At 50.4% G+C, this 23,071-nt stretch carries 28 protein-coding genes; 15 read left to right on the top strand and 13 right to left on the bottom strand.

From position 1 onward, the window contains the following. Positions 1-94: 94 nt before the first annotated feature. From DXD68_RS10235 to DXD68_RS10220, 4 genes are all read right to left on the bottom strand, one after another. Positions 95-352: a hypothetical protein gene (locus DXD68_RS10235; RefSeq protein WP_004303959.1), complete on the bottom strand. Its 258-nt coding sequence runs from the start codon at positions 350-352 to the stop codon at positions 95-97. 2 nt (positions 353-354) lie between these two features. Beyond that, positions 355-573 (bottom strand): hypothetical protein, encoded by a 219-nt coding sequence (locus tag DXD68_RS24285; protein ID WP_004293625.1) that lies wholly within the window; start codon positions 571-573, stop codon positions 355-357. Positions 574-1,031: 458 nt separating this feature from the next. Further along, the gene (locus DXD68_RS10225) at positions 1,032-1,301 is read right to left on the bottom strand and encodes a hypothetical protein (RefSeq protein ID WP_008143004.1); all 270 of its coding nucleotides are present in this window, start codon (positions 1,299-1,301) and stop codon (positions 1,032-1,034) included. Positions 1,302-1,468: 167 nt separating this feature from the next. Further along, a complete protein-coding gene (locus DXD68_RS10220; RefSeq protein WP_004293623.1) occupies positions 1,469-2,041 on the bottom strand; it encodes a hypothetical protein in 573 nt (190 codons plus the stop codon). Positions 2,042-3,964: 1,923 nt separating this feature from the next. Between DXD68_RS10220 and DXD68_RS10205 the strand changes: the two genes are divergently transcribed. From DXD68_RS10205 to DXD68_RS10195, 3 genes are all read left to right on the top strand, one after another. Further along, on the top strand, positions 3,965-4,756 hold the full coding sequence (locus DXD68_RS10205) for a hypothetical protein (protein WP_004293621.1): 792 nt from the start codon (positions 3,965-3,967) through the stop codon (positions 4,754-4,756). A 533-nt stretch (positions 4,757-5,289) separates the two neighbouring features. Beyond that, a complete protein-coding gene (locus DXD68_RS10200; protein WP_004293619.1) occupies positions 5,290-6,537 on the top strand; it encodes an AAA family ATPase in 1,248 nt (415 codons plus the stop codon). After that, on the top strand, positions 6,512-7,144 hold the full coding sequence (locus tag DXD68_RS10195) for an RloB family protein (protein ID WP_004293618.1): 633 nt from the start codon (positions 6,512-6,514) through the stop codon (positions 7,142-7,144). The genes DXD68_RS10200 and DXD68_RS10195 overlap by 26 nt, the downstream gene beginning before the upstream one ends. 151 nt (positions 7,145-7,295) lie before the next feature. On the opposite strand, the gene DXD68_RS10190 is transcribed toward DXD68_RS10195, so the two are convergent. The 6 genes from DXD68_RS10190 to DXD68_RS10165 all read right to left on the bottom strand — a co-directional run bounded on the left by DXD68_RS10190 (position 7,296) and on the right by DXD68_RS10165 (position 10,528). Continuing rightward, positions 7,296-7,739 carry a hypothetical protein gene (locus DXD68_RS10190; protein WP_004293617.1) on the bottom strand — a complete coding sequence of 148 codons (444 nt, stop codon included), beginning with the start codon at positions 7,737-7,739 and terminating at the stop codon, positions 7,296-7,298. Then, entirely contained in the window at positions 7,726-7,965 is a 240-nt protein-coding gene (locus DXD68_RS10185; RefSeq protein ID WP_004293616.1) for a hypothetical protein, read from the bottom strand. The genes DXD68_RS10190 and DXD68_RS10185 overlap by 14 nt, the downstream gene beginning before the upstream one ends. A 156-nt stretch (positions 7,966-8,121) precedes the next feature. Then, on the bottom strand, positions 8,122-8,559 hold the full coding sequence (locus DXD68_RS24825) for a hypothetical protein (RefSeq protein ID WP_004293615.1): 438 nt from the start codon (positions 8,557-8,559) through the stop codon (positions 8,122-8,124). A 2-nt stretch (positions 8,560-8,561) separates the two neighbouring features. After that, complete coding sequence (locus tag DXD68_RS10175) at positions 8,562-9,695, bottom strand: phage antirepressor KilAC domain-containing protein (RefSeq protein ID WP_004303966.1); 1,134 nt, start codon at positions 9,693-9,695, stop codon at positions 8,562-8,564. Then, entirely contained in the window at positions 9,682-10,020 is a 339-nt protein-coding gene (locus DXD68_RS10170; RefSeq protein ID WP_004303967.1) for a hypothetical protein, read from the bottom strand. The genes DXD68_RS10175 and DXD68_RS10170 overlap by 14 nt, the downstream gene beginning before the upstream one ends. A 10-nt stretch (positions 10,021-10,030) precedes the next feature. Further along, complete coding sequence (locus DXD68_RS10165; protein WP_004303968.1) at positions 10,031-10,528, bottom strand: hypothetical protein; 498 nt, start codon at positions 10,526-10,528, stop codon at positions 10,031-10,033. A 243-nt stretch (positions 10,529-10,771) separates the two neighbouring features. Here DXD68_RS10165 and DXD68_RS10160 point away from each other — a divergent pair, with 243 nt between their 5' ends. The 10 genes from DXD68_RS10160 to DXD68_RS10115 all read left to right on the top strand — a co-directional run bounded on the left by DXD68_RS10160 (position 10,772) and on the right by DXD68_RS10115 (position 19,644). Next, entirely contained in the window at positions 10,772-12,094 is a 1,323-nt protein-coding gene (locus tag DXD68_RS10160) for a DUF935 family protein (protein ID WP_008142945.1), read from the top strand. 224 nt (positions 12,095-12,318) lie between these two features. After that, positions 12,319-12,954, top strand: coding sequence for a phage minor head protein (locus DXD68_RS10155; RefSeq protein WP_008142943.1), 636 nt, complete (start codon positions 12,319-12,321; stop codon positions 12,952-12,954). After that, entirely contained in the window at positions 12,935-13,513 is a 579-nt protein-coding gene (locus DXD68_RS10150) for a hypothetical protein (protein ID WP_008860784.1), read from the top strand. Before DXD68_RS10155 ends, DXD68_RS10150 begins: the two co-directional genes overlap by 20 nt. Further along, the gene (locus tag DXD68_RS10145; protein ID WP_004293608.1) at positions 13,510-14,214 is read left to right on the top strand and encodes a hypothetical protein; all 705 of its coding nucleotides are present in this window, start codon (positions 13,510-13,512) and stop codon (positions 14,212-14,214) included. Before DXD68_RS10150 ends, DXD68_RS10145 begins: the two co-directional genes overlap by 4 nt. A gap of 283 nt (positions 14,215-14,497) precedes the next feature. Further along, entirely contained in the window at positions 14,498-15,736 is a 1,239-nt protein-coding gene (locus DXD68_RS10140; RefSeq protein WP_004293607.1) for a Clp protease ClpP, read from the top strand. A 126-nt stretch (positions 15,737-15,862) separates the two neighbouring features. After that, positions 15,863-16,912 carry a hypothetical protein gene (locus DXD68_RS10135; protein WP_004293606.1) on the top strand — a complete coding sequence of 350 codons (1,050 nt, stop codon included), beginning with the start codon at positions 15,863-15,865 and terminating at the stop codon, positions 16,910-16,912. Between the two features lie 75 nt (positions 16,913-16,987). Next, positions 16,988-17,335, top strand: a complete 348-nt coding sequence (locus tag DXD68_RS10130) for a hypothetical protein (RefSeq protein WP_117600117.1) — start codon at positions 16,988-16,990, stop codon at positions 17,333-17,335. Beyond that, positions 17,335-18,687, top strand: a complete 1,353-nt coding sequence (locus tag DXD68_RS10125) for a DUF2586 family protein (RefSeq protein ID WP_117600116.1) — start codon at positions 17,335-17,337, stop codon at positions 18,685-18,687. Before DXD68_RS10130 ends, DXD68_RS10125 begins: the two co-directional genes overlap by 1 nt. 3 nt (positions 18,688-18,690) lie before the next feature. After that, a complete protein-coding gene (locus DXD68_RS10120; protein WP_004293603.1) occupies positions 18,691-19,146 on the top strand; it encodes a hypothetical protein in 456 nt (151 codons plus the stop codon). A 6-nt stretch (positions 19,147-19,152) separates the two neighbouring features. Next, positions 19,153-19,644 carry a DNA N-6-adenine-methyltransferase gene (locus DXD68_RS10115; RefSeq protein WP_117600115.1) on the top strand — a complete coding sequence of 164 codons (492 nt, stop codon included), beginning with the start codon at positions 19,153-19,155 and terminating at the stop codon, positions 19,642-19,644. A gap of 84 nt (positions 19,645-19,728) precedes the next feature. On the opposite strand, the gene DXD68_RS10110 is transcribed toward DXD68_RS10115, so the two are convergent. Genes DXD68_RS10110 through DXD68_RS10100 form a run of 3 tightly spaced genes read right to left on the bottom strand, consistent with a single transcriptional unit; the run spans position 19,729 to position 22,243 of the window. Then, positions 19,729-20,493 (bottom strand): metallophosphoesterase, encoded by a 765-nt coding sequence (locus DXD68_RS10110; protein WP_117600114.1) that lies wholly within the window; start codon positions 20,491-20,493, stop codon positions 19,729-19,731. Then, entirely contained in the window at positions 20,490-21,272 is a 783-nt protein-coding gene (locus tag DXD68_RS10105; protein WP_117600113.1) for a hypothetical protein, read from the bottom strand. The genes DXD68_RS10110 and DXD68_RS10105 overlap by 4 nt, the downstream gene beginning before the upstream one ends. Next, the gene (locus DXD68_RS10100; RefSeq protein WP_182420070.1) at positions 21,266-22,243 is read right to left on the bottom strand and encodes a hypothetical protein; all 978 of its coding nucleotides are present in this window, start codon (positions 22,241-22,243) and stop codon (positions 21,266-21,268) included. Before DXD68_RS10100 ends, DXD68_RS10105 begins: the two co-directional genes overlap by 7 nt. A gap of 224 nt (positions 22,244-22,467) precedes the next feature. On the opposite strand from DXD68_RS10100, the gene DXD68_RS10095 reads away from it, so the two are divergent. Together DXD68_RS10095 and DXD68_RS10090 are read left to right on the top strand one after the other, a co-directional pair. Next, positions 22,468-22,824, top strand: a complete 357-nt coding sequence (locus tag DXD68_RS10095; RefSeq protein WP_004322807.1) for a hypothetical protein — start codon at positions 22,468-22,470, stop codon at positions 22,822-22,824. Between the two features lie 11 nt (positions 22,825-22,835). After that, positions 22,836-23,021 carry a hypothetical protein gene (locus tag DXD68_RS10090; protein ID WP_004293597.1) on the top strand — a complete coding sequence of 62 codons (186 nt, stop codon included), beginning with the start codon at positions 22,836-22,838 and terminating at the stop codon, positions 23,019-23,021. The last annotated feature ends 50 nt before the right edge of the window (positions 23,022-23,071 follow it).

Below are 23,071 nucleotides of genomic sequence, written 5' to 3'. Positions count from 1 at the left end.
TCATTTTCTTTATCCGTTTATAAAAGCATAGGGGCATTCCGCCCCCATAGTTGTTATTAATTCATATTATTTTGCATGATTTTTTCCGGAACACCTATCCGGCATAGATGTACTTGAGCTTGGGCACTCCGTTCTGGAGCACGGTGAAGGCGTTTTCTTCCACCTGCACGTCCTTTGCCTTTGGCCACCATAGCCACGAGAGTTTCCCGTCGGGTTTGAGGAATGCCACGGCATTACCCTGCACTTTCCCGACCTCACGCACGCCGAGGTCTTTTCCGCCCTCGAACAGCCGGACACACCGCCACTTCGAGCCAAGCGTCATTTTCCGTTTCACGTCTGCTAATGTTTTCATACTCATTGCGTTTTTATTATTGCATATAAATTCTGCATTTCCGGTTGCACCGTCTCAGGCTGTCCGCCGAGAGCGGATAACTGCGGTTCAAATGGTCGGGAAACCCTTCTCGGAACATCAGCTCCGCCGTAGCGTACTCCTTGCACCATTTCCGCCGACGTCTCCCACGGGCAGGTCTCGTTTCCGGCATCCGCCTTTTCGGAGATTTCGGCACACGCCATTTCCCACCGACAAACACCGCTTCATATTCCCGTTGTAACACGCCGCTGCAATACGCCGCCACGCTGACAGCGGGCACACTTCCGAGCTGTCCCGTCGCGGCAAGGCTGTCAAGCGTATCGGTGGCAGCCTTGAAACTGGCAAAGCACCCGTAACTGCGGGTGCGCTTTGCGTCAAACACTTCTATCATATTTATTCGTTTTATTATTGGCACATCCGTTCTCCGCTTCCCCGCACAGGATAACAGCGGAAGCACGGCAGGCGGTTCCGCAGAACGCCAGACCGTGCTTAACCGTGTTATATACAAGGTAGGCACAACGCCTCACGGCGCAAGGAAGTCATATCGGAGGGAATTTTAGAAAAGTGCGGGCATTTCAGGGTGCAATCCTGACACAGTGTATATCAATGCCCGAAAAAGCGCGCACGCCCCGCAGTTTCCGCAGCACGTGTGCGCGTCATGTCACTCGCCATCGTCCCCGCTGTCAATTCCTGCGGTGATGTTGCATATCTCCTGCAATGCCGATTCTATCTGCACAAGGTCGTCGATGTCGAACTTCACGGCATCGCAGTCCTTCTCCCACACTTGGCGGGCTATGAAGACGGCATCATGCAGCGACCGCTCGGACTCTTCCAGAGCGGTCTTCAGGTCGTCCACGGTGTACTCCCCGTCCTGCGGCGGAGGTACAGTCCCGGCACCGTTTTTTGCCGGGAAATTCTTTTCGCCTATCACGTTACAGTTGCTTTCGCCCGAAATGAAAAGCGCGTATCCGTGGCATACGTCACAAGAACACGCGCTTACGACGGCAGATACGAAAAGGGCAGGCAGTCCCACACGTTCAGCGGGCTGCCTGCCGTCCTTTTGCCTTTTTCGGGCAGGTTTCAGTTACTCCGTTGCCCTTATGCCGCCTTTTTGCTTTCGTCGGCAACCGTTCCGGCAGGCTGTTCCGCCACCTTTTCAGCCTTGCCGGTCTTGGTCGTTTTCTCGGTTGGCTTTTCGAGGCTGGCGAGGTTCGGGGCGAAATCCATGGCGTTGCGGATAGCCTTTGCAGCGGCATGGATTGTCTTTTGGAAATCACGGTTTGACTTCTCGAGGTCTACTTTGGTCGGCACAAGACCGATACGCGCCCAAACGCTGTCGGTAAGGTCGTACTTCTTGATACGATTTCCCGACTTCTCGCAGATGATGATTTCCGCAGGGGTTGTGGCACGGAATTTCGAGCGTATGCCGTCGGCATCGGCACGCAGTTTCTTTTCCTCCGCAATGGTGTGCCACATAGTTGCGACCATGTTTTTAATCACACGGAAAATCTCGTTGTCCGACTTGTCGGCAGGCTCAAAGTCCGCACCGAAAAAGTGCTGTGCCGTCTGCACGAGTTCACCGTCCTTGTTGGTAGAGTTGTAAACCAACATGATACCTGCAAACGAACCGATGTTTGCATACTGTTCCTTGTTCAATTTAGAAGTTGCCATAATGATAAAATTTTAGAAACACTGCGCAAAATCACGCATTGCGGGCACTCGGGGAGTCGAACCCCGAACTTTGCACCATAGCGCAAAGTGTGGCATTTCCTGCCACGCGCCCAAAAATTTGCCGTGCATTTCACCCTGCACGGCAAAATTTTTCGTAACTTTGTCGCACTTAAAACGTACCCCATAGCAGAGCTATCCAAATGAGCGCATTTTCGGCATATCGTATCTTTGCACGAGTTCTACTCATCGTGTCGTGGCTCTGCGCTGCTTTACTCCAATTTCGGCAAGACGCTTCTCTGGCACGTTCCGGATCTTTTCCAATCCGGCAGCTAACAGTAAGGCGGTGGGCGGCTGGTGATTATGGGCATAACATTGGCAATGCTCTTTTCTCAAGCTCCGTGCGGACTGTTTTTCCGCTACCGTGCATTTTATCTCCGTGCGCACAAGGGCGCAATTATGGCATTATTCTTGCACGTCCTTTTCAGTGGCGGTATTCTCAATACTCCCAGCGACTTGCAAAAGTCTTGACGTATTTCCGGCACTCGGAATAAATACGATTTATCCCGTTCCATAAATTTCCCTACTTTCGTAGGTTGGCAATACTGGTATTATTGCCCCGTGCGAAGCGTGGTTATTTAACGCACTCTTTAAGCGTACCTAAACGCACACGGTGTTGTTTCGGGTGTTACCCTTTGACGGCTCAACAACTCACTTTCGTGTAAACGCCGTTTTTGTTTCTCGCTCTCGGCGGTCTTTGCTTTTCTGTTTTTTAATTCTGTTTTTTACTATCTATTTTTTTATTCGTTTTTCTCCGTACTTGTTTGCCGTTTGTTTGGCTTTCGAGTACATGACTATTATAAAACCGTTTTTCAGAACTGCAAAACTTTTTGAGAAAAAAAATTTGGAACGTTCCAAAAACAGCCTTTTTGCGAATATGGAACGCACGCGCGCGAAGGGGATTTGTAAATAGTTGAATATCAATAAAATAGAAAAAATGATTTTCTTTGAAAAAAATTTTTCCTTTGCAAAAATCAAAAAAGCCCCGTTTCAACGTATGTATAAAATCAAAATCAGTTTTGTCTATTGATTATCAGATTATTAGCTGCTTAAAATGGATAAAATAGGACTGAAAAGATTTTTTTACTTTCAATTTGTAAGCAAAGATAATGTAAAAGACGTTTTTAGGCTTACTTTATACAAAAGTAAACCTAATAAATTATTGATATTCAATGGTGTAATAAAAATAAAAAGATTAGGGAGGGTGTACCCTCGGGTGCGGATTCGGTCTCTGTCCTCGGGCCGTTTTTTCAAGTCCGGTTTTCCAAAATGGCTCAAAATGCGGCTTTCGGATTGAAACTGTAAGCAGGTATCAAAAAATATACAGTAAAGTACTTGTATTTATCATGGTTGCTTAAGGTGCTGGTGTTCACCATGTCCCATATTTTTGAAATATTCTCATTTGTGGATGCCTGTCCTTTCAATTTTCACGGGTGTACAGACTTTCTGCACGATTTCCGGGTTCCGGCTTGAAGTTGTTTTTTAGATACGCTGAAAACGCATCAAAAAATATATAGAGACACGTCGGTATATTGACTGTTCTTAACCGGATTGGACGACGGAAAAGGAGGATGTGTATTCCTGTCATTCAGTATGTTCGGATATGCTTTTCACAATCGGACAATCTTGTAATGTTTTGTTCCTTAATCATATAGAATATACAGAACGAAGCTATCCACATGGATTCCGACTTATTTGTACGGTTTTTGTGACTTTATACAGGAAACCGTGGAAATGCAGAAGAAATGGGGTTCAGTCACCTGCCTTTTTGGTGAATTATACGTATATTTGCCGTATTGTATCCACTTATGTATGAAGTATGGCATTTTGCTGTTACAGGAAATATCTGGATAAAGAATCGAAAGAATGGAATCATATCATAAGAAGAAAATCGGGAGTATTCCGAAAGACAGCACGGGAGGGTCGTCCATTCGCAAGGGAATGGTCGTCTTCAACGGTGGGACATCGGAAACCGGACTTGTGGGAGATGTCACGGGTAATTGCGTGTCGGTTCCGGTAAGGATGACTGCGGGCAGAGAACTCGTTACCGATGACGCGGTCATGTTTCTGAATGATTGCCGGGAAGCGAGCGCAGAGCAAAAGATTGCCCTCCAACGCCTGCTGAACGAAGGCCATCTTGCATGGGACAAGCGCCGGGGTGTATGTTCGGAATCTCTCTATGCTCCCAAAGACGGACAGTTGGTAAAACTCAGTATCCTGGATGAGCATGTAATACTGGGGGCTTTCAAGGAAATCGACGCAAAAGGACGTGTTGTGCTGTATTGCCTGCTGGACGAAGACGGGAGCCTGCGCTATTCCCTGCATGAAACAGTCGGGTACGCGGTGAATCTCCAGATACTGCCTATCGGAACCAGTGGCCGTAGCAGGCTTTCCGATGCTCTACGCCAGAAAGGGCTTGCATGGAACGGACGGCTGAAGGAACTCGAACGGCTGGCAACACGTGTCAGACGCGGTGACAAGTACTATTACCTGAATGACATACTGGAAATCCGTGAATGCAGGGACAACAACAGGCCGGCGGACAGGAAACGGTTGGAATGCGGGAACTATTTCATGGAGCGGAGGGATGCCGAACTGGTACGTGACTGCGTGCGCTCTGTCGTAAGGCTGAACCGCGACAAGGATGCCAGACGGTAAGAGGGTGACGGTATAAGGTATTCGTTCTGTTTCTCTCTCTTGTATCTGGGGAGGAAGTGGTCCTTTAATCCTCATCTTATCCGTTTTCAACACTTTCCGGTTCAAAAAAAACAAAAACAGACGGCGTGCCGTCTGTCATGATTTGTTTCTTTTTTGGTATCTTTTTTCTTTGCGTCAAAGAAAAAAGTACATCTTTCTTCTTTCTTCTTGTATAATACTACTTATAGTATTGTTGCTACATTTGTAACACCCCTCCTGTCAGATACACGGTACATTTGTACCACATTGAAGGGAAAGATGTGGCGAATTCCGCGTCTTTCCACCCAAATTCCACTATCGGGAGCATGAATCGCAAGCCGATGTTGCCGCTTCGGAAAATTACAGTCGCCTTTTGCAGGGCAGCATTGCAAGAACGAAAACGGTCTGATTTTCACGTGCAGGAAAATAACCGCAAAAAGAGATCCGATAAAACATCTATATATGAAAAATATCCCCTATATTTGCATAAAACTTACATATAACTGCGATATAATATGATTATTCAGTTCACAGTCGAAAATTTCCTTTCGTTCAAGGAGCCGGCGACCTTGTCTTTGGCTGCTTCCGCGCTGAAAGAAAAACAGACCCGGTCCGATGAGATTGTTTTTGAGCTTGAAGGAACGAACCTCTCTTTGCTGAAGAGTGCGGTCATCTACGGGGCCAATGCCAGCGGGAAATCGAATCTGGTCAAAGCGCTCGATTTCTTCAAATGGTTTGTCATCAATTCCTCCAAAGGCGTGCAGTCCGGCGAAAGCATACGGGTGGAAAGTTTCCGTCTCAACCGGAGGACGGAACAGGAGCCCAGTTATTTTGAGGCGGTCTTTGCCGACGAAACGGTCCAATACCGCTATGGGTTCGAAGTCGATGAAAAACGTGTACACCGGGAGTGGCTTTATCAAAAGGGCAACAAGCGCAAGGCAAAGGAGGTGGAACTGTTCCTGCGTGACGGCGATGAGTATGAACTGCATCCCAAATTTTCGGTCGGCAAAGAGGTTGTCGCCAAAAAAATGGTGCGCGACAATGCGCTGCTTCTTTCCGTGGCAGCACAGTTCAACGAAAGCGTCTCGGTGGAAATCATGGGATGGTTGGCCAACACCACGATTGTTCTTGGCAGCAGCGACGAGCGGATTTGGGAAATGGCGATAGCCCAGATCGATGATCCGTCCATGAAAAGGCGTATTGTGGAGTTTGCCCGGTTTGCAGACTTCGGAATCGACGACATACGCAAGGTTGACAATACAGTCATCAGTTCACACCAGCAATATGACGAGGAGGGCAACGCCACGAAGACGGTCACTTTCCCGTTCCGCGTAAACGAATCGGAGGGTACGATCAAATACTTCTCGCTGGCTTATCCTATAATCGACGCGTTGGATCATGGCAAAAGGCTGGTTGTCGACGAGTTCGACTCGAAAATGCACCCTCTGTTGACAAGTCGCATCATCGGGCTGTTCAATTCCAGAGTGACAAATCCCAGGAATGCACAGTTGATTTTCACGACACATGACACCAACCTGCTTAATGCAAGCCTGTTCCGCAGGGATCAGATCTGGTTTACACAGAAAGATTCGTTTGGAGCCTCGGAACTCTATTCGTTGGCGGAATACAAGGTTCGCAACAGTGCACCTTTCGAAAAGGAGTACCTGATGGGGAAATATGGCGGTATCCCTGTCATCGGCCAGTTTGAACGGTTATTTGACCTGAGGGAGGAAGAATATGGCAGCACGGACGAACAAGCGTGATCCACGCGCGGCACGGACACTCAGGCGTATCAGTTTTGTCCGTGAGGTCAAACAATCCTTCCTGATCATCTGCGAGGGGGTAAATACGGAACCGGATTATTTCAATGCATTTCGCCTGACTTCCGCCAATATTAAAGCGGTAGGCCAGGGACTCAATACGGTAGGTCTTGTCCAAAAGGCTTTACGGATGAAAGAAGAAGAGCGGAAGAAAGGACGCGAGTATGACCAGTGCTGGGTGGTATTTGACAAGGATGACTTTCCCGATCGGGATTTCAACCGGGCTATCGGTATGGCGGAAGCCGGTGGCATGAGGGTGGCATACAGCAACCAGGCTTTCGAGTATTGGTTCTTGCTGCACTATAACCTGGTACAAGGCCCGATGCACAGAAATCAATATGAAACAAAGCTATCCGGCTTGTTGGGCTTCTCCTACAACAAGGAAGCCGGTACAGGCGGTCGTGTTTTCAGGGAGCTGGGCGGTAAACAGGCTCAGGCCATCACGAACGCAAAAGCCGTATTGCGCCGAATGGAGGGAATACCGCCGGCACAGGCGGAATCTTCGACAACGGTGCATCTTCTTGTGGAAGAACTGAATAAGTATATTTAGCATATTCTGTCGTTTGCCCGGATAATATTGTACCCGGCTACCACCTCCTTCCGGTTTTATCGGATTTTATGTCGCAAAAACACAAAAACAGACGGCAAATCACAACGATGCCGTCTGTTTTTATTCATTTACGTTCCGTGGACAGATACGCTCAAACTTTTCGGTGTCTCTCTTTCCATTGGCTGACCTCTTCGTCAGAGACGGATGCCACGGTCCTTTTTTCCACATCGAACATCCGATGACAGAATGCCCTGGTAGAAAAAGGATTTCCAAGTTCCGCCAATATCCCTACAAGCCGGTTGTAGGAATCCATGTGCCACAGGTAATCGTACATCCCGCTGACCGGCACCCGTTCAAGCAATCCCATACGCGTTGTCTTTTCCACGCACTTGTCGAAAATCCGCGAACCCATCTCCATGTTCTCCATGTAGTACCGCTTGCTGCGCAAGGTGTCGTAACCTTTTTCACGCAGGCGTGTACGGTCTGCCATGTACAGCATGAAGATGACCTCTTCCGGGGTGAACGCGCCGACCAGCCCGGTGAAGCATTTCATAAACGGTATCACGTGTTGCCTTTTGTCGTCATTCCCTTTCATGTCCGTTTTCGCGTTCGTTCGTCCGTAATGTTTCCGCTTCCCCGTCATCCTTAATCGACGGATTGACATAGAACTGGCATATCCTGCCGTTTATCATCGGTTTATACACGGCGTATCCCAGTTTTTTGGCGTAACGCCCCACGGATACGCGGTTGGCGAACTTGCCGGTATGTTCCGTCAGGTGTTCCGACATCTCCCCGACGGTCATTCTGCTTTTCAGTTTCATATCATTCGCGTTTAAATGTTTTCCTGATAAAGGATAGCCGCGACTAATACGAACTGTTTGCAAATGGTATGAATTAATAAGAGGCGGTTCCATGAAATCGGCAAAGGAGGAATCAACCGGTTATACTGATACTTCATTCATGAAACCGTCCCTCATCTATTTTCCCATTATCCGGACAATCTCCCGTATCGTGTCGAAGTTCCGCTCGTCCAGCCATTCTTTGGCCACGTTCCACGAGAGCGACATTCCGAACTTCAGGTTCTCCATGGTGATGGTATGGTGCGACAACCTGCCTTCAGTGGGCTTGAGCCCTGCCGCATGCAGTTCACACAGTCCGTCCTGAAAGAATGTGCACCCGCCTGCTTCCTGTTTCGCCTGTACCATCGGCACGATATACGGGATTTTTCCTAACAGCAGGCCTACCGCCCACCGAGTGGGTGCAAGACGCTCCCTGTATCCGGCTTTCAGCAACCGGAGGATGTCTTCCGGCGTACCGAGGCACGGTATCCGGCATTGCTGCCTGCACAGACGGCAACGGCACTCTACCGGCCGTCTTCCTGTCTTGCGGATGATCCGCTGTAATGCCGTTTCCATCGCTATGCACCCGGTGGGCAGTATTCAGGGTTCCTCTTGCGCCACAGTTCTATGATACACTCCCGTCCGGCCTGTGTCCATCGTTTGGTGGATCCGAAAGTATATACCTTGCCCCGGCTGTTCTCCCACGTGTAAGGCACATCGCATTGCCAGGCCCGGCAGGAAGGAAAGACCACCCATTGCCGCTTCTCGTACTTGCAGATGCCCTCTTCGGCAAGGAACTGGTGCAACTGTCGCGGCGATATGCCGAGTTCGTCAGCGATGCGCGTGCTCTTGAACCAGTCCCTGTTCTCGATAAACTCCTCGTAGAATACGATTTTCGGCAGGGATTCACTCACCACCTTCCGCAGTTCCAGAATCAGTCTCGTCGCCGATTCCATATCCTGCGGCATGGGACAATCCATACAGGGCAGACCGGGTGCCGCCACCCTGGGGCGTTCGCGTACGATTGTCTTCCCTCGTTTCACGGAGAGTTTGCCGATAGCCTCGCCCAACCATTCCGCCAAAGACAGGTCAGGGGCGATCCATCTGGCCAACGGTATGACAAGCGGTGATTCCAACCAGGTCGCACCGTGCCCCCGCCCCCGTGTGGTGAAGACTTGCGACTCGTATTTCCCGGTATGTCCGTTGCCGGCCATTTCCCTGCGGAGCATATCCGTGGAAGCGATGCGTAGCCATTCAGACGGGATTTTCCCGAAGTGCATCGTGATCTGCGTGGCGTTGACCATCAGCTTGTCGCCGACACGCCGGAACGTGACGGGGAACCCTTCCTCGAAGTGCATGACGATGTCGTCCTGCGGGACGGCGTGCAGCTCCCCGGCTTCCAGTTCCAGAAGCTTGTTGCCCCACACTTCCAATTCATCAAGCAGGTCACGGGGTATAATAGTCTCCTTGCGTACCAGTTGTAAAAGCCGGCGCATATCGATGGGACGGAAACCCCACTGTTCCCTGCCGTTTTTCCGGAAACTGATTTTCAATGCCGTCGGGCAAACACGGGCGATGGCGCCGTTTTCAAGCAGTTCGTCCCGCTTGAGTATATCGCATATATCCACGGCGCAGATATGGAGCTGGCCGTTATGGTTCCGGGAAACCCTTATGTTCCAGTCCCGGAACGGAACATTCCTATTTTCCCTCATAGGTATTTCCTCCTTTCTTTTGGTTATCAGACTTACGTTTGTTTTCAAGCAAGGCTCTCTTATGTGCCATCTTGCGCACCGGATAGTACGTGCGTTTCTCGCCGCAAAGGGCGTCATAATCTTTCAGCATCAGTGTGCCGAGGTCGGCCAGCTCGATTTCCACATCCGGATGCAGATGCCTGAAATAGAGTCCGCCGCTGCATACATACTTGCCCGTGCAACAGAATGAGATAGCCTGCAAGTTGCCTTTTGTCAATTCCGCCGCGCTGTGCAGCGAGCGCGTGACCGCTACAAGAACCTGTGCCCCGTTGAAGATGAGCACCATCTTGGGTCGTTTAAATGTGCTGCGTCTCATGTTGTTCTAAAATTTGCGTTAATTCCTCCTTTGTAAATCTAAGACCGGCAGCCTGTACCAGCCAAGTGTCTGAAACCGTAAATCCACCGGACAGCAGTTCGTCCACGCGCTCCAGAAGGTAGACACCGAACGCGGGATCGATGTAAACGACAAATAATAGAGCCAGACATTCATCAATTAACAGGTGTCCCGACGCCTCGTCACGGATGATCATCTTTTCCCTGTCTATTCCGTAGGCGTCTGCCAACGCCGTTGCCCAGTGATGGAAAGCGACACGGAAATCACGGACATTATGCCGGCGTGCATCTCCTTTGGCCTGGATGAAGCGTGTCGCGTCGAAATAGACCGGTCCGTCTTCCCGTAACGTTCCGAAAAGCAGATCGGGGAACTCCCTGTACCGGATTATCCGGCAGGGAATCTTTTCTTCTTTCATGTTCTCTTTTTCATTGTTCTTGGATTTGTATCTAACGTGGTGCAAAGATATATCTTTTTAATATGAAATACACTATAAATATATACATAAATTACACTTTTAATAAATTGTTAATCACTGATAATAAGATATTTACAACATAAATAAAACCGAAATATCTATATATTTAAGTTGTATATTTCGGTTTGTAAATCAAGCATTAAGAGTCCCGTTCTCCATATATTCTTTTAGCCGTAAAAACCTCTCTTGAGGATTGTCTCTACTCTTTGAACAAGAAACAAAAAAATTATGGCTACATCGGACAAATCATTTAACGGGGAACTCTTGGAGAGTATTTTTAAGACCTCCAAAAAGACAATTCAGGAGTATGTCCGCGAAATCGAGCGCAACAACCGCTACCGTTCATGCCGTCAGGATACCGGCTCGGGATATATTCTCGATGACCGCGCCCGGCTCATTGACCTGTATGAAGCCTGCCTGCAACAGGACGCTCATATACGTTCCGTTGTCGAGACACTGGAAAGCCAGATTCTCGGCGACCGCTATATGCTTGCCCGTGTAAACGAAAAGGGAAAATACATCAAGGACGTGGCGAACTCCCTGAAGATACAGGGTTCGCAGTTCGACAAGATAATCAAGGGCATAGTGGAATCCAAGCTCTACGGGTACACCCTGCTTGAAATCATGCCGCATACTGACCCCAGAACGGGCAGGCTGGCGGAAGTCAACATCATCGAACGGCGTAATGTGTTGCCGGACCAGAAAACGGTACTGAAGCGGCAGGGACTGTGGGAGCCGCATTGGGATTTACATGACCCGGCATATTACCGTTGTTATGTACTGGTAAACTCCGGCGACTTGGGACTTTTTTCCGCCACGACCCCTTTGATACTGGCCAAGAAATTCACGGTGGCCAACTATGTGAACTTTTCCCATACTTACGGACAGCCGATTATCCACGGAAAGACGGTCAGCGAGAGCAACGCCGACCGCAAGAGGCTGGCTAACGAGATAGCCAACGCGGCACAGAACAAGGTGGTGGTTACCGGCATTGAGGACGAGGTCGATATCAAGACATTCACCATGTCCAACTCGGAAAAGATATATACCGGGCTTATCGAGTTTGTGAACAAGGAAGTTGCCAACCTCGTGCTCGGCTCCGAGTCGATGGCCGGAGGGATGCAGTCGTACGTGGGTTCCACGAAAGCACACCAGGACATTTTCCGCGACCGTATCGAAGTCTACCGTCGGTATATCGAAAACGTCATGAACGAGGAGATAATCCCCCGCCTGGTGGCTATCGGGTATATCCCCGGAGGATTGGAGTTCCGGTATTCGAACCGGATAGAGATGAGCAACGAGGACCGCATCAAGCTCTATTCGCTGATCACGGACAAATATGAAGTGGCGGCCGATGAGATCGAGAAAGAGTTCGGTATCAATGTGGGCCGGCAGCTCAATGTTATCCCGGGATTAGGTTTCGGAGCCGAAGGCGGCTCATCCGGTCTCAGCCACAACGACCGGGGCATCATGTCGGACGAGGAGTATTTCCGGCGTTACGGACGCCCCCGGGGGGCGAAGGTCGGAAATTTTCTGCGGGGAGCGGAATAGAAGCCCGTCTTCCGCTCCCGGACAACGCTCCGTTCAGGGCTGTCAGGGCATCTGCAACCACGGAATCCGATACGGAAAAGGAGTATCGTGTCATTTTCGATGCATTCCGCAGGCTGATCCTCTATTGGGAGAACAGCGCGGAACGTCTCGACATTATAGAGGACATCATCACCCTGCGTGCCTCTTTCCTCATAGACCGTGCGCTGACAGGTCTGCGAATCGATATGGACCGGGCATTGGAGATACTGAAAAATCACAACTCCTTTACAACAGAGAGGGAACGGCAGCAGCGTGACATCCTGATTGCAGCTATAGACAACCTGGTGGATTTTGCCGCGGCAGAGGAGTATGCCATGCTCGGGGAACTGCCCGAGACAGCGGATGAACAGGACATGGAAGCATACGAAAAGATATGCCGCAGGTATAACCTCGTCCATGCGGAGGAAGAGAACAACCAGGTATTCTTCGCGGCCTCGATGGCCGCATGGTGGATGGCGGTGGATATGGATACCGTGCTTACCTACATGACACAAGGCGATGAACGGGTACGTGCCTGGCATCTTTCATTGGAAGGGATTTCCTTCCGCAAATCCGAGTTTCCTCCGGAGCTGATACCGCCGATCGAATGGGGATGCCGCTGCTTTCTGGTCGCGGAGGGGTTCGCCGCTGTCCGGGCGGCTTTGCCGGATAAGGGAGACTATCTGGAAAAGGTGGATCCGGTCTTCCGGGAGAGCCTGGCAACCGGCGGGCGTATCTTTTCCGATGCGCACCGCTATTTCTCCGTCCCGCTTCCGGGTTACATGAATGATATTGTGAAACGCATTAAAGGAAAGTTCGCCTATGCCCAAGATAACGCTTGATGAGTTTTGCAGCCACTGGGTAAGCAGGACCAGTACGCGCGTCATGGCCAGCCGGCTGGAGTTCAACGTATTCGACTTCGCAACGGCTGCCGGTGACTATACCAGGCAGCAGTTCGTGTCCTCATTCGCTTCGGGGGGATTCAACGGTAGCAAATGGGCGCCTCGTACCTCCAAATGGGGAAAGAGGTTCACCCATCCTCTCATGAACGATACGGGGACTCTGGCCCGGAGCATACAGTCGGAAGCCGGCCGGACAGACATAGTGGGACGGCGTTCGGACCGTACGCGCATCTTCCGGAAAGGCGCCAGGTATTGCATGTGGACTACGGAAAAGAGCTTTCCAGTCAAGGGCAAGCGGGGACGCAGCAAGGAGCGTTACGGGCATTATGCCGCCATACACAATACCGATCCGAAGTTCGGGCTGTACACGGTAAACCAGTATTCCACGCGCCGTCCCGTACACCGGCAGTTCATCGGATTCTCACCGAAGACGGACGACTATATCGCCGCCCATTTCATAGATATGATTTTTAAAGGATTTCCACACCAGCCGTTATGATAAAAGACAAACACCCAGCACCACAGCCCGCACAACCGTCGGCACCGGCGGAGAGCCTGCCTGAAGAAGTTTCCGCGAACCCTTTCGTGGAGATATACCGGGCCGTTAAGCGGGCTGTCCTGACCCTGCGGGAGAATCCGGACGACCCGTTGTCGCCGCCCCTGTTCAAAACCGTCGCTATCGACAACGGCCAGTTCGCCCGCATTGTCCGTGACGATAACACGGAGTATGAGACTGTGTTCCCTGCCGTGTTCATCCACTTTATCAACGTGAGGTACCTGGTACAGCAACAGCGTATCGGTGAGGGACGCGCCACCATGCGCGTGCGGTTTATCCTGAATACGCTCAACAATGCGGACGAAGACAAGGAATGCGAGGCGTTTCTGGTCTTCCAGCGGCTCAATGTAGCCATACAGGATGCCAAGAACCATGAGCCGGCGCTGAGCGAGCGGTGCAACCTGACCTATTTCGACATGCCGCTTTCAACCAATATGTTGCAGGCGTACTGGATAGACTACGAGGTATGGTTCAGGGAATCTTCCGCGTGGAAATACAGGGACTGGGTAAAAAGGTATGTGGTCATGCCCCCGTTCACCCAACACAGCGATGCGCCGCAACATGACAGCGGCGGACACGGCTTCCATCCGCGTCCGGAACATGACGAAGTATCTGGTTTTTCGGATACTGGATCGGAAAATTGAAATCCATGCAGGAGATTTATCCGCACTGCGTATAAACAGACATGAATCAGCAGATAATACAAGACTCATGATACATTTTCTGTACTTGCTGAATTTAGAATGTTCAGCATGCCGGTCTTGATACAAATAGTTGCAACCGGTCTGTAATTTGAACAATCTATTATACTGTAAAGATAATCGCATTTCCATAAATGGATGGATTCTCATATTTCCACTTCCATAAATAGCAGTGCAAAACCTTTTCTTTTTCCACCGCCTACTCTTGTTCAAATAACCCTTGCATATGGATATGAACACACTTCAATATGTCGTCGGAGAGGCGAAGGCAGGCCAGCCGGCTGTTATCCGTTTCTTCGGTCGCGTGACGGAAGAGACGACCTCACGTTTCAATGACGAGTTCGACTTTTTGGAAAATATCATCCGTCCCTCCTGTATCCGCGTGTTGATCAACTCGGAGGGCGGCAGTGTCCTTTACGGCATGTCCACCTATTCCACCATCGCCAATGCCACGGTGGATACGGAATGTATCATCGAAGGGGTCGCGGCATCGATGGCCTCCATCATCTGGGCGGCGGGCAAGCGTTCTCTCATGCGTGATTATGCCATACTGATGATTCATAACCCGATGTTGCCGGACGATGACGGAGGGGAACCGTCGGACATGGTAACGGCTTTTACCAAACAGATCGAGACGATTTACCGGAAACGGTTCGGCCTGAAAGCGGAGCATGTGCGGGCCATCATGGACGGACAGGCAGGAAAGGACGGGACCTATTTCGACGCACAGGCTGCCGTCAAGGCCGGCATCATACCTGCGGAGCATGTCATCCATACCTCGAAGCAGCTTTGCCGTAAAGTGCATGACGAGATAGAAGGATTGACCGATACGGCCGCCATCCAGGAACTGATGAGCCGTGTCAGCGCGGGAAATAAACCTTTCAAAGGCATTGAACCTACTCTTACAGAAACGGAAAACGATATGGCAAACGAAAACAAGACACAAGGCTTTGAGTACGGGGCGATTGCAGCCTCGCTGGGCATGAAGGACGGTGAGGTCAAGGACGTGATGGCACGTATCTCTGAACTGGCCGCGATGGAACCCAAATACAGAGAAATACAGAAATCACTGAGCGACGCGCAGACCGTCATCGCCGGAAAAGACGCCTCCATCCGGAACTTGCAGACAGACCTGGCCGCAGCGACGGCACGCCTTTCCGCCTACGAGCAGAAAGAGAAGGACGAGCAGGCTTCCCGTATCGAGACATTGGTGGAGAATGCCATTGCAGAAGGCAAGATTGACCGTGAGGCGAAAACGCAGTGGGTGGAGATGGCCGGTTCCAACTTCGAGTTGGCGGAAAGCACGCTGGCTTCCATTCCCGCGCGGGAGAAAATCTCGAAGGAAATCGCCGATGACCCTGCCAACATCCAGGCCACGGCGGAAGCGACAAAGACCGCCGAACAGCTGATGGCCGAGAAGGTGGCGGAAGTGGTCGGTGCGGATTTCAAGTTCCGAAAGCTCTGACAGGCTATCCGCGGGCGTCCGCCCGATTTTAACTGACATGCCGGAGACCGCAGTGTCTCGCGCGGAAACAGCAGGTATCCGCCAGTCGGCCGAGTTTCATTCTTCAACGGAAAACTTAAAACGACAATGGCTGATACAGTAAACTTTCTTCAAAACGGGTATAGCGGCGAAGTGCTTGAGGACTTGCTGACCTATACCGTGCAGGGCAATGATACGGTCCGCGAGGGACTGATTCATATCAAGACGGGCATCCAGCACCGCTACACGCTTCCTGCCATCAAGCTGGGCAACATTATCCAGGACAACGTGCCGACCCCACAGCCCATCCACGGAGCCAAGGGCGATGACGGCACGAACGAGTACCAGTTCACCGAACGCCATCTTGAGCCGTCCGATTTTATGGTCTATCTCGAGTTTAACCCGAGGGACTACGAGAAGTACTGGCGTTTCGCGCAGCCAGAAGGCAATCTCGTGTTCCGCGAGCTCGACCCGAAAATCCAGGCGACGATGCTCCGTCTCCTTATGGACAAGAAAAACGAGTATATCGGAAACGCCATCTGGACTTCCGCCCGCGGAGGAGAGACGGTGGCCAAGATTACCGCACCGGAAGGCTGCACGAAAATCGGAGCCAACAAGGAGAAATATTTTGACGGGGTCATCAAACGGATCCTCGACAATGTGAACTCCTCCGATGCCGAGGTGGTTGCCGGAGGGCAGTGCATCATTTCGGGAACGACCGAGCTGACGGACGGGGCCGCAGTGGAGGCGGCGCTCTATGCGATGTGGAGGAAATGTCCGAAGCAGATCCGAAAGAAGACATCTCTGACCTTTGTGGTCGGATGGGACGCCTGGGACGCGTATGACCAATATATCTCGGACAAGCAGGTCAAGTATTCCGAGAATACCGAGGTCAACCGCTATCGCTTCAAGGGCAAGCGCATCGTCCCGGTCGTGGGAATCCCCGAACACACGATGGTGCTCGGTGAGTTCTCCACCGGCATGGACTCCAACCTGTGGATGGGGGTGGATTACGCGAACGACACGGACATCCTGAAAATCGACCGTCTGCAGGCCAACTCCGAGCTGTTCTTTTTCCAGATGCGCATGAAAATGGACGTGAACATCGTCCGCCCGGCGGAGATCGTGGTCCATACCGCCTACAAGAAGAGCGAATAACACACCTTTCTTCATTCTCAATATCCACCCGGGGAGCGGAGGCAAGGCCCCGTTCCCCATTTTCATTCTACTGTTATGGCAAAGAAAATAAACACGGAGGAAACTCCGCAGACAGACAACAATAATATTCCTGCACCGGAGGCTCAGACGGAGCCCGTTCCGGAAACGGCATCGGAAAACCTCGGGACAGGCGGCGAGACTGAAGACAGGCTGCCGGCCAAGACCGCGGGGAAAGGGAATGCAGGGTCGGAGGAGACGACAGAGCCTCACATCCTGTCCCTGCTGAAAAAGTTCCCGGCATATCCGTCGCTGTACATCGACACGCACGGAGGAACCTATGCGCCGGACACGGCGGCCGCCATCAGGGGCAAGGCCGTACTCTACAGGAATCCTTTCTACAACGAACTTAAAAAGAAATCATAATGGCACTCGGTAATGTATTTATCAAGGATGTGGACGGCAATATTCCTTACGATACCGGCTCGTCGGGCGAGAAGGTGACGGGACTGCTGTTCGACGTGTCCCTCCAGCCGACGCTTTTCACGGAGGGGTATGGTAAAACCAATGAGACCAGGCTCAAGCCTGGCGATGTCTGCTACATCACCTCGTTCAAGTCCGCCGTGAACGACTTCGGTATCATCGAACGTGTGGAGGCAACCGACGAGGAGGAGATGAATGTCAATTTCCTGCACGGCATCCCGGCATACCATATCCGTGAATTTTTCCGCATGTCCGGCAATCCGGGCGGTTCAGGAAAACTCTACGTGATGTTCGCGGACTGTTCGGCGAACTGGGATGCGCTGGAAATCATGCAGCGTGCTGCCGGGGGCATGATCAACCAGATAGGCATATGGACGGAACAGCCGCTGTGGAAAGCGAACGGCGCATCGGAACAGTACAACCTCAATCTGGTAAAGGGACTCAACGACGTGGCCGTGGGGCTTGCGGAGCAGAACCAGCCGCTCTCGCTCATCCTTTCCGCCAATCCTTCCAATACGGGGGCGGATACGACTGAGGGGCGTCAGATTGACCTGAATAAAATACCTTCATGTATCTGTGAATCGAGCCGTATCAGCTGTATATTCGGCCAGGCGCATCACGAAAAGATCTCCACGATGCAGATGTGCAACAGAAACCATACGCCCGTGGGATTTCTGGGAGCGGTTATGGGGGCCATAGCAAAGGCCAACGTGCATGAATCTATCGCATGGGTCAAGCAGTTCAATCTCTTTGCGGATGACTTTCAGGAAATAGAACTGGGGTTCGGGGACACCAACCTCGACGAGGCGGAGGAGAACTTCCTCAGCCTGAACCGGTACGAGTCGCTCTCCCCGTCACTGCTGGACGAACTCGACGACAAGGGGTATATTTTTCCCATCAAGTATGCCGGCCGCGAGAATGGGATCTACATCTCGAAAGACCAGACATGCTCACATGGGGATTTCCGTACCATTGCACGGAACCGCACCATCAACAAGAGCCGCCGTGCCGTGCGTGCAGCCCTGCTGCCGTATGTGAACTCACCGCTGATGGTCAATCCTTCAACCGGGTTTCTCGCCCCGTCGAAGATTACAGCTTTCAAGACACTCATCGGGGATATACTGGCCAAGATGCAGGCGGCGCAGGAAATTTCAGGATACGCCGTCACTATCGACCCGAACCAGAACGTGTTGGTGGACGACACGCTGCGCATCTCCTATGTCCTTGTCCCGGTGGGCGTGGCCGTGAAGATTTATGTAGAGGAAGGACTGTCATTAACCGCAAATAAGACATAGCATATGGCAATAATCAACAATGTAGCATACTCGTGGTCGATGATAACCCTGTCATCGACCGCCCTGGGAATCGATGAAGGTTCCACGACCCTTGAAGGCGTGTCGGCCATCAAATGGTCGAAGAAGCGCAAGGTCGAAAGTAACTACGGCATGGGGGGCCGGCCGGTGTCGAGGGGGTTCGGGAACATTACCTATACGGCGAGCATCACGATGGACTATGCCACGCAACAGCTGTTGCGTTCGGTGTACGGCTCGCTGCTCGAAATCGGCGAGTTCGACCTGATCATCAGCTTTGCCAACCCGATGGCCGGCGAGGACTGGACAACGACGACCGTAACGCTCAAAGGTTGCATCTTCACGGAGGATTGTCTCGAGTCACAGCAGGATGATACCAATATCACCCATGAATTCGACCTCAACCCGTTCGATATCCAAATCGGCTCGGGTGATACAATCTAAGCTGTCATGAATGTAACTTTCGAGGGGAAATCTTCTACCGGAAAGAACGAATGGCTCACGCCTCCCTGCCTGCTTCGGAGGCTGGGGCCGTTCGATTTGGATCCGTGTTCGCCCGTAAACCGCCCATGGGATACGGCGCGACATCACTATACCATTGAGGACAACGGCCTGCAACAACCCTGGTTCGGACGTGTATTCTGCAATCCTCCCTATGACACTGCACTGATTGTCCGGTTTATCCGCAGGTGTGTCGAACACAGGAATGCCGTCGCGCTCACTTTTGCCCGCACGGACACGCGCCTGTTCCACGAACTGATATTCCCGAACGCCGATTCAATACTCTTTATCAAGGGACGACTCAGCTTTTACCATGTCACGGGGGAACAGGGAGGTACAGCCGGAGCACCGTCATGCCTGATCGCCTTCAATAAAGAAAATACCGCGGTTCTGGAAACATGCGGTATCGACGGAAAGTTGGTGAAGCCACGACTTCAATAGTCAACCATAAATTTGTTACATAATAACCCGTCTGTTTGCCGGATATTGACCTTGGCTGACAGACGGGATTTATGTATGGCAGACTTAAATCGAAATATGCGCTTCCTTATCGAATGACGTATGCTCGTTACTGAACACATAGCCCAACTGGTTGCATATGCACCGGGTGTTTCCGATGACCTTATTGATATTGCGGTGCGAGTGGCCATATATCCAGTATTCAATCGGGCTGTCTGCAATGAAACCGCCAAGCTCCACGGTAAATGCCCCATTGAGCGGACTGCCCTTGAACTCCGGCGCCATCAGTTCGAATGACGGTACATGATGGGTGGCGACAATGAGATGTCTGGCAGTACTTTGTTTTACGCTCTGTTCCAGAAAACGGAAACAGCGCGAATGTTCGTCATTGAACCTTGTCCAGTCCAGCGGTTCGCTGCCGTAACGCATCCTGCGGAAATCCGTGATGGCTGCCTCAGTCTCATAGGCATCCTGCAACAGGATATGTGACCACAGTGTGGTAGCGATCAATTCTATATCGTTACCCAATGGGATAACGGCATTATAGTGGCAGGTGATGTTTTCCCTGATTTTGAGCGACCAGCCGTTATACAGCTTGTCTATGTCGAACATCTTGTAAAACTCATGGTTTCCGGGAACCACGATGACCCGGCTGTAATTTCCGGAAGCCCAGTCCCAGAACGGATGTCTGGAGTAGTTCTCATCTCCGATATATCCTATATCTCCGGCAAGGACAAGCACTTCTCCGGCAACAGCCAGCGGGTTGTGCTTCAAAAAACTGCTGTTCTCCTGGAACTCGAGATGCAGGTCGGATGCATATTGGATTCTCATTGTTGTGTTATGAAATTGGCTTCAAGTTGTTCCAATAACTGTTCTCCGGAAATGCTTTTAAGTCCTGCCGATTTGAAAAAATCAGAGTTTGGCACTTCTTCTTTGACAGCCAGGCAAAACCTGTCAACATCTTGTTTAAGTGTACCAGGAACTTCGTAGGTGTCGGCAGGAGCAAGCATGGCAACCAGCCGGAATACATCTTTCTTGTGCTTGACTATATGTTTGCTGTCCACTTGTTCTCCATTGTTTTTCCGCTCGGTCATTTCTAAATAGGCCCTGCATTTCAGACAGATAAGACTTTCAATGTTCGCAATATGTACGCCCTCCTCCAACGTGCTGTGTTCAATGGTATAATTATAATAGTCATCATCCATCAAAATGGCTGACAGACTTGACAGGTCATCATCAACCGGAATGGGGGTAATGTGGGCATCGTTCGGGAATTTGACAACCCCGATATTTCGTGAAAAGAGTTCTATCTGATACGGGAAATCCGGATTTACCGGTTCCTTGAACCTGTAATATTCATGCCTGCATTCCCCGTTCCCGGTTCCCTTATTCCTTTGTCTGTACCCTGCGGTTTTTACAAACTCCCAGAATTTTGCAGCAAAATCCGAAGACAGCGCCTCCACAATCAGTATAATGTCTATGTCCTTGGTCGCCCTTGGAGTTTGTGCATATATTTCTTCATGCATTTCACAGGCAGTACCACCTATGATGACATAGTTTCCTTCATATCCGGTGAAAAACTCCCTGAATTTATCAATTCCTCTTACCATATCATATTATTTATCATAGTTTCCAATTCTATTTGAATGCGTTCATCATCCATATCCTTCATGGCCAGAAATAAAGACAATTTGTCCACAATGCCGTTTTTTGAGAAAAAACATGGATTGTAACGCCATATCTCTATGCGGGTCTCGCCATATTCCTTGTCTGTCCGGATTTGCAACCGTCGAACTTCTTCTTTTGCAATGGCATAAGTGTCATTTTTTTCCTTGTTCAGCATTGAATATTCCGACAAGGCATTTACTCCACTAATACAAAATACTTCATCAGGCAGACTATCGGTATATACAATCCGCTCGATGGGGTTCGCCAGGAACGGCAACATCCTGTCCCATAATTCACGCTTTTTGAACTGAAATATCATACTCTTTGTCTTGCCGCCGGATAAAGCGATAACTTCTTTATCTTTCAGCCATCTGACCGCCCGGTTTACATTGGCATACGACACGTTGAAAAGATCTGCAATATCATAAGTTCCTTTCCCTTCGAGAGACTTTACTTCAAGATGATAAAGGATTATGCATTGGGCAATTGCAGGAATCTGCGTTTCTTCACCTCCCCCGATATTATTTTTATGCGGTTTCAAATCTATCAACAAATCCGGTATGAACATTTGCTTTTGCGGTATGATGAAATTTACACGATGTCTGACAAGACGCCGTACATTATAGGCCGCCACCGTACGCAATACAAATATTACCGGGCATTGGGCTTTTCGCTCAACCAGTTCTTTTTGTTTCCGCATCTGCCCCGGAGTATATGCAGAACTGTCTGCACTATACAGAAGAACTACGTCATGCCCCAACAAGTTAGCCGTACAAAATGTATAACCGGCAGTAATATTGGCTGGGAATGTATGCAAGACATCCTTTTCGACCGGCCTGATGTCCGCCCTCAAATCAAGCAATTCAGCGATGTACCGGCTTGTCACATCTATAAAATCATCTATTTTGCACATAATCATTTATGTTTGAGAATATGCAAAATTAACGATTATATACTATATATCAAAGAAATATATGAAATATATTCAGCGAAATTTCCTTTGAAGACTGATCTGGGAATATCAGGAGCAAAGAAGTTTTTTGTATAACATATGGATTACAAGTGAATAAGAACCGTGTCTTCAACCTTTCCACGATTCTTTGTCCTACTCTTTCGATGAATCAAAACAAATTCGATATGGACGAAAAAATGCTTTCACTGGAACAGGAGACCAAGATCAAGGAAAAAGCCCTCAAACTGAAAGAGGAGAAGAAACTCCGCAAGATTTGTCCGATGGTCGTTTTCGGAGACACCGCAAACGGCGAGAAAGAGATTTATGTGGCCTACATGTCCGAACCGAGCTTTCCGCAGTTCAGCAAATTCATGGCCGCTTCCAAAAAGGACGAGGTAATCGCCATGCGCACGTTGGCCCGCGACTGCTTCGTGGACGGAGATAAGGAACTCGTGGACGACGAGTCGCTCTTCCTGTTCGGTCTGATGGGACAGCTTTCCGAGCTGATCACCACCCGCCAGAGTGTCCTGGTAAACTTATAAGCCGGTGGGTAGTGACCGACGAGCAGCGCATCCGCCAGCGGATGATCTATGTCCGCCACTACTTTCCCGGCGTCAACCTCGACACGATTTCCGACGAGGAGTTCGCGATGCTTTCCGAAGAGGCGTTGTGGCTGCACGAGCAGATGCTCATCAGCCGTATGCCCGTTCCGATGTCATTGCCGGAGAGGACTCCTTGACCTGCCGCCGTAAGCTTCCGGTTTGCGGCGGCCTTCGTTTCATAATCTCC

Origin of the sequence: Parabacteroides sp. TM07-1AC (assembly GCF_003480915.1) — a bacterium.
In the GTDB taxonomy this organism is placed as follows: Bacteria; Bacteroidota; Bacteroidia; order Bacteroidales; family Tannerellaceae; genus Parabacteroides; species Parabacteroides chongii.
The sequence above is the reverse complement of the archived record's forward strand: the minus strand, read 5'-3'. Positions and strand labels throughout refer to the sequence as shown.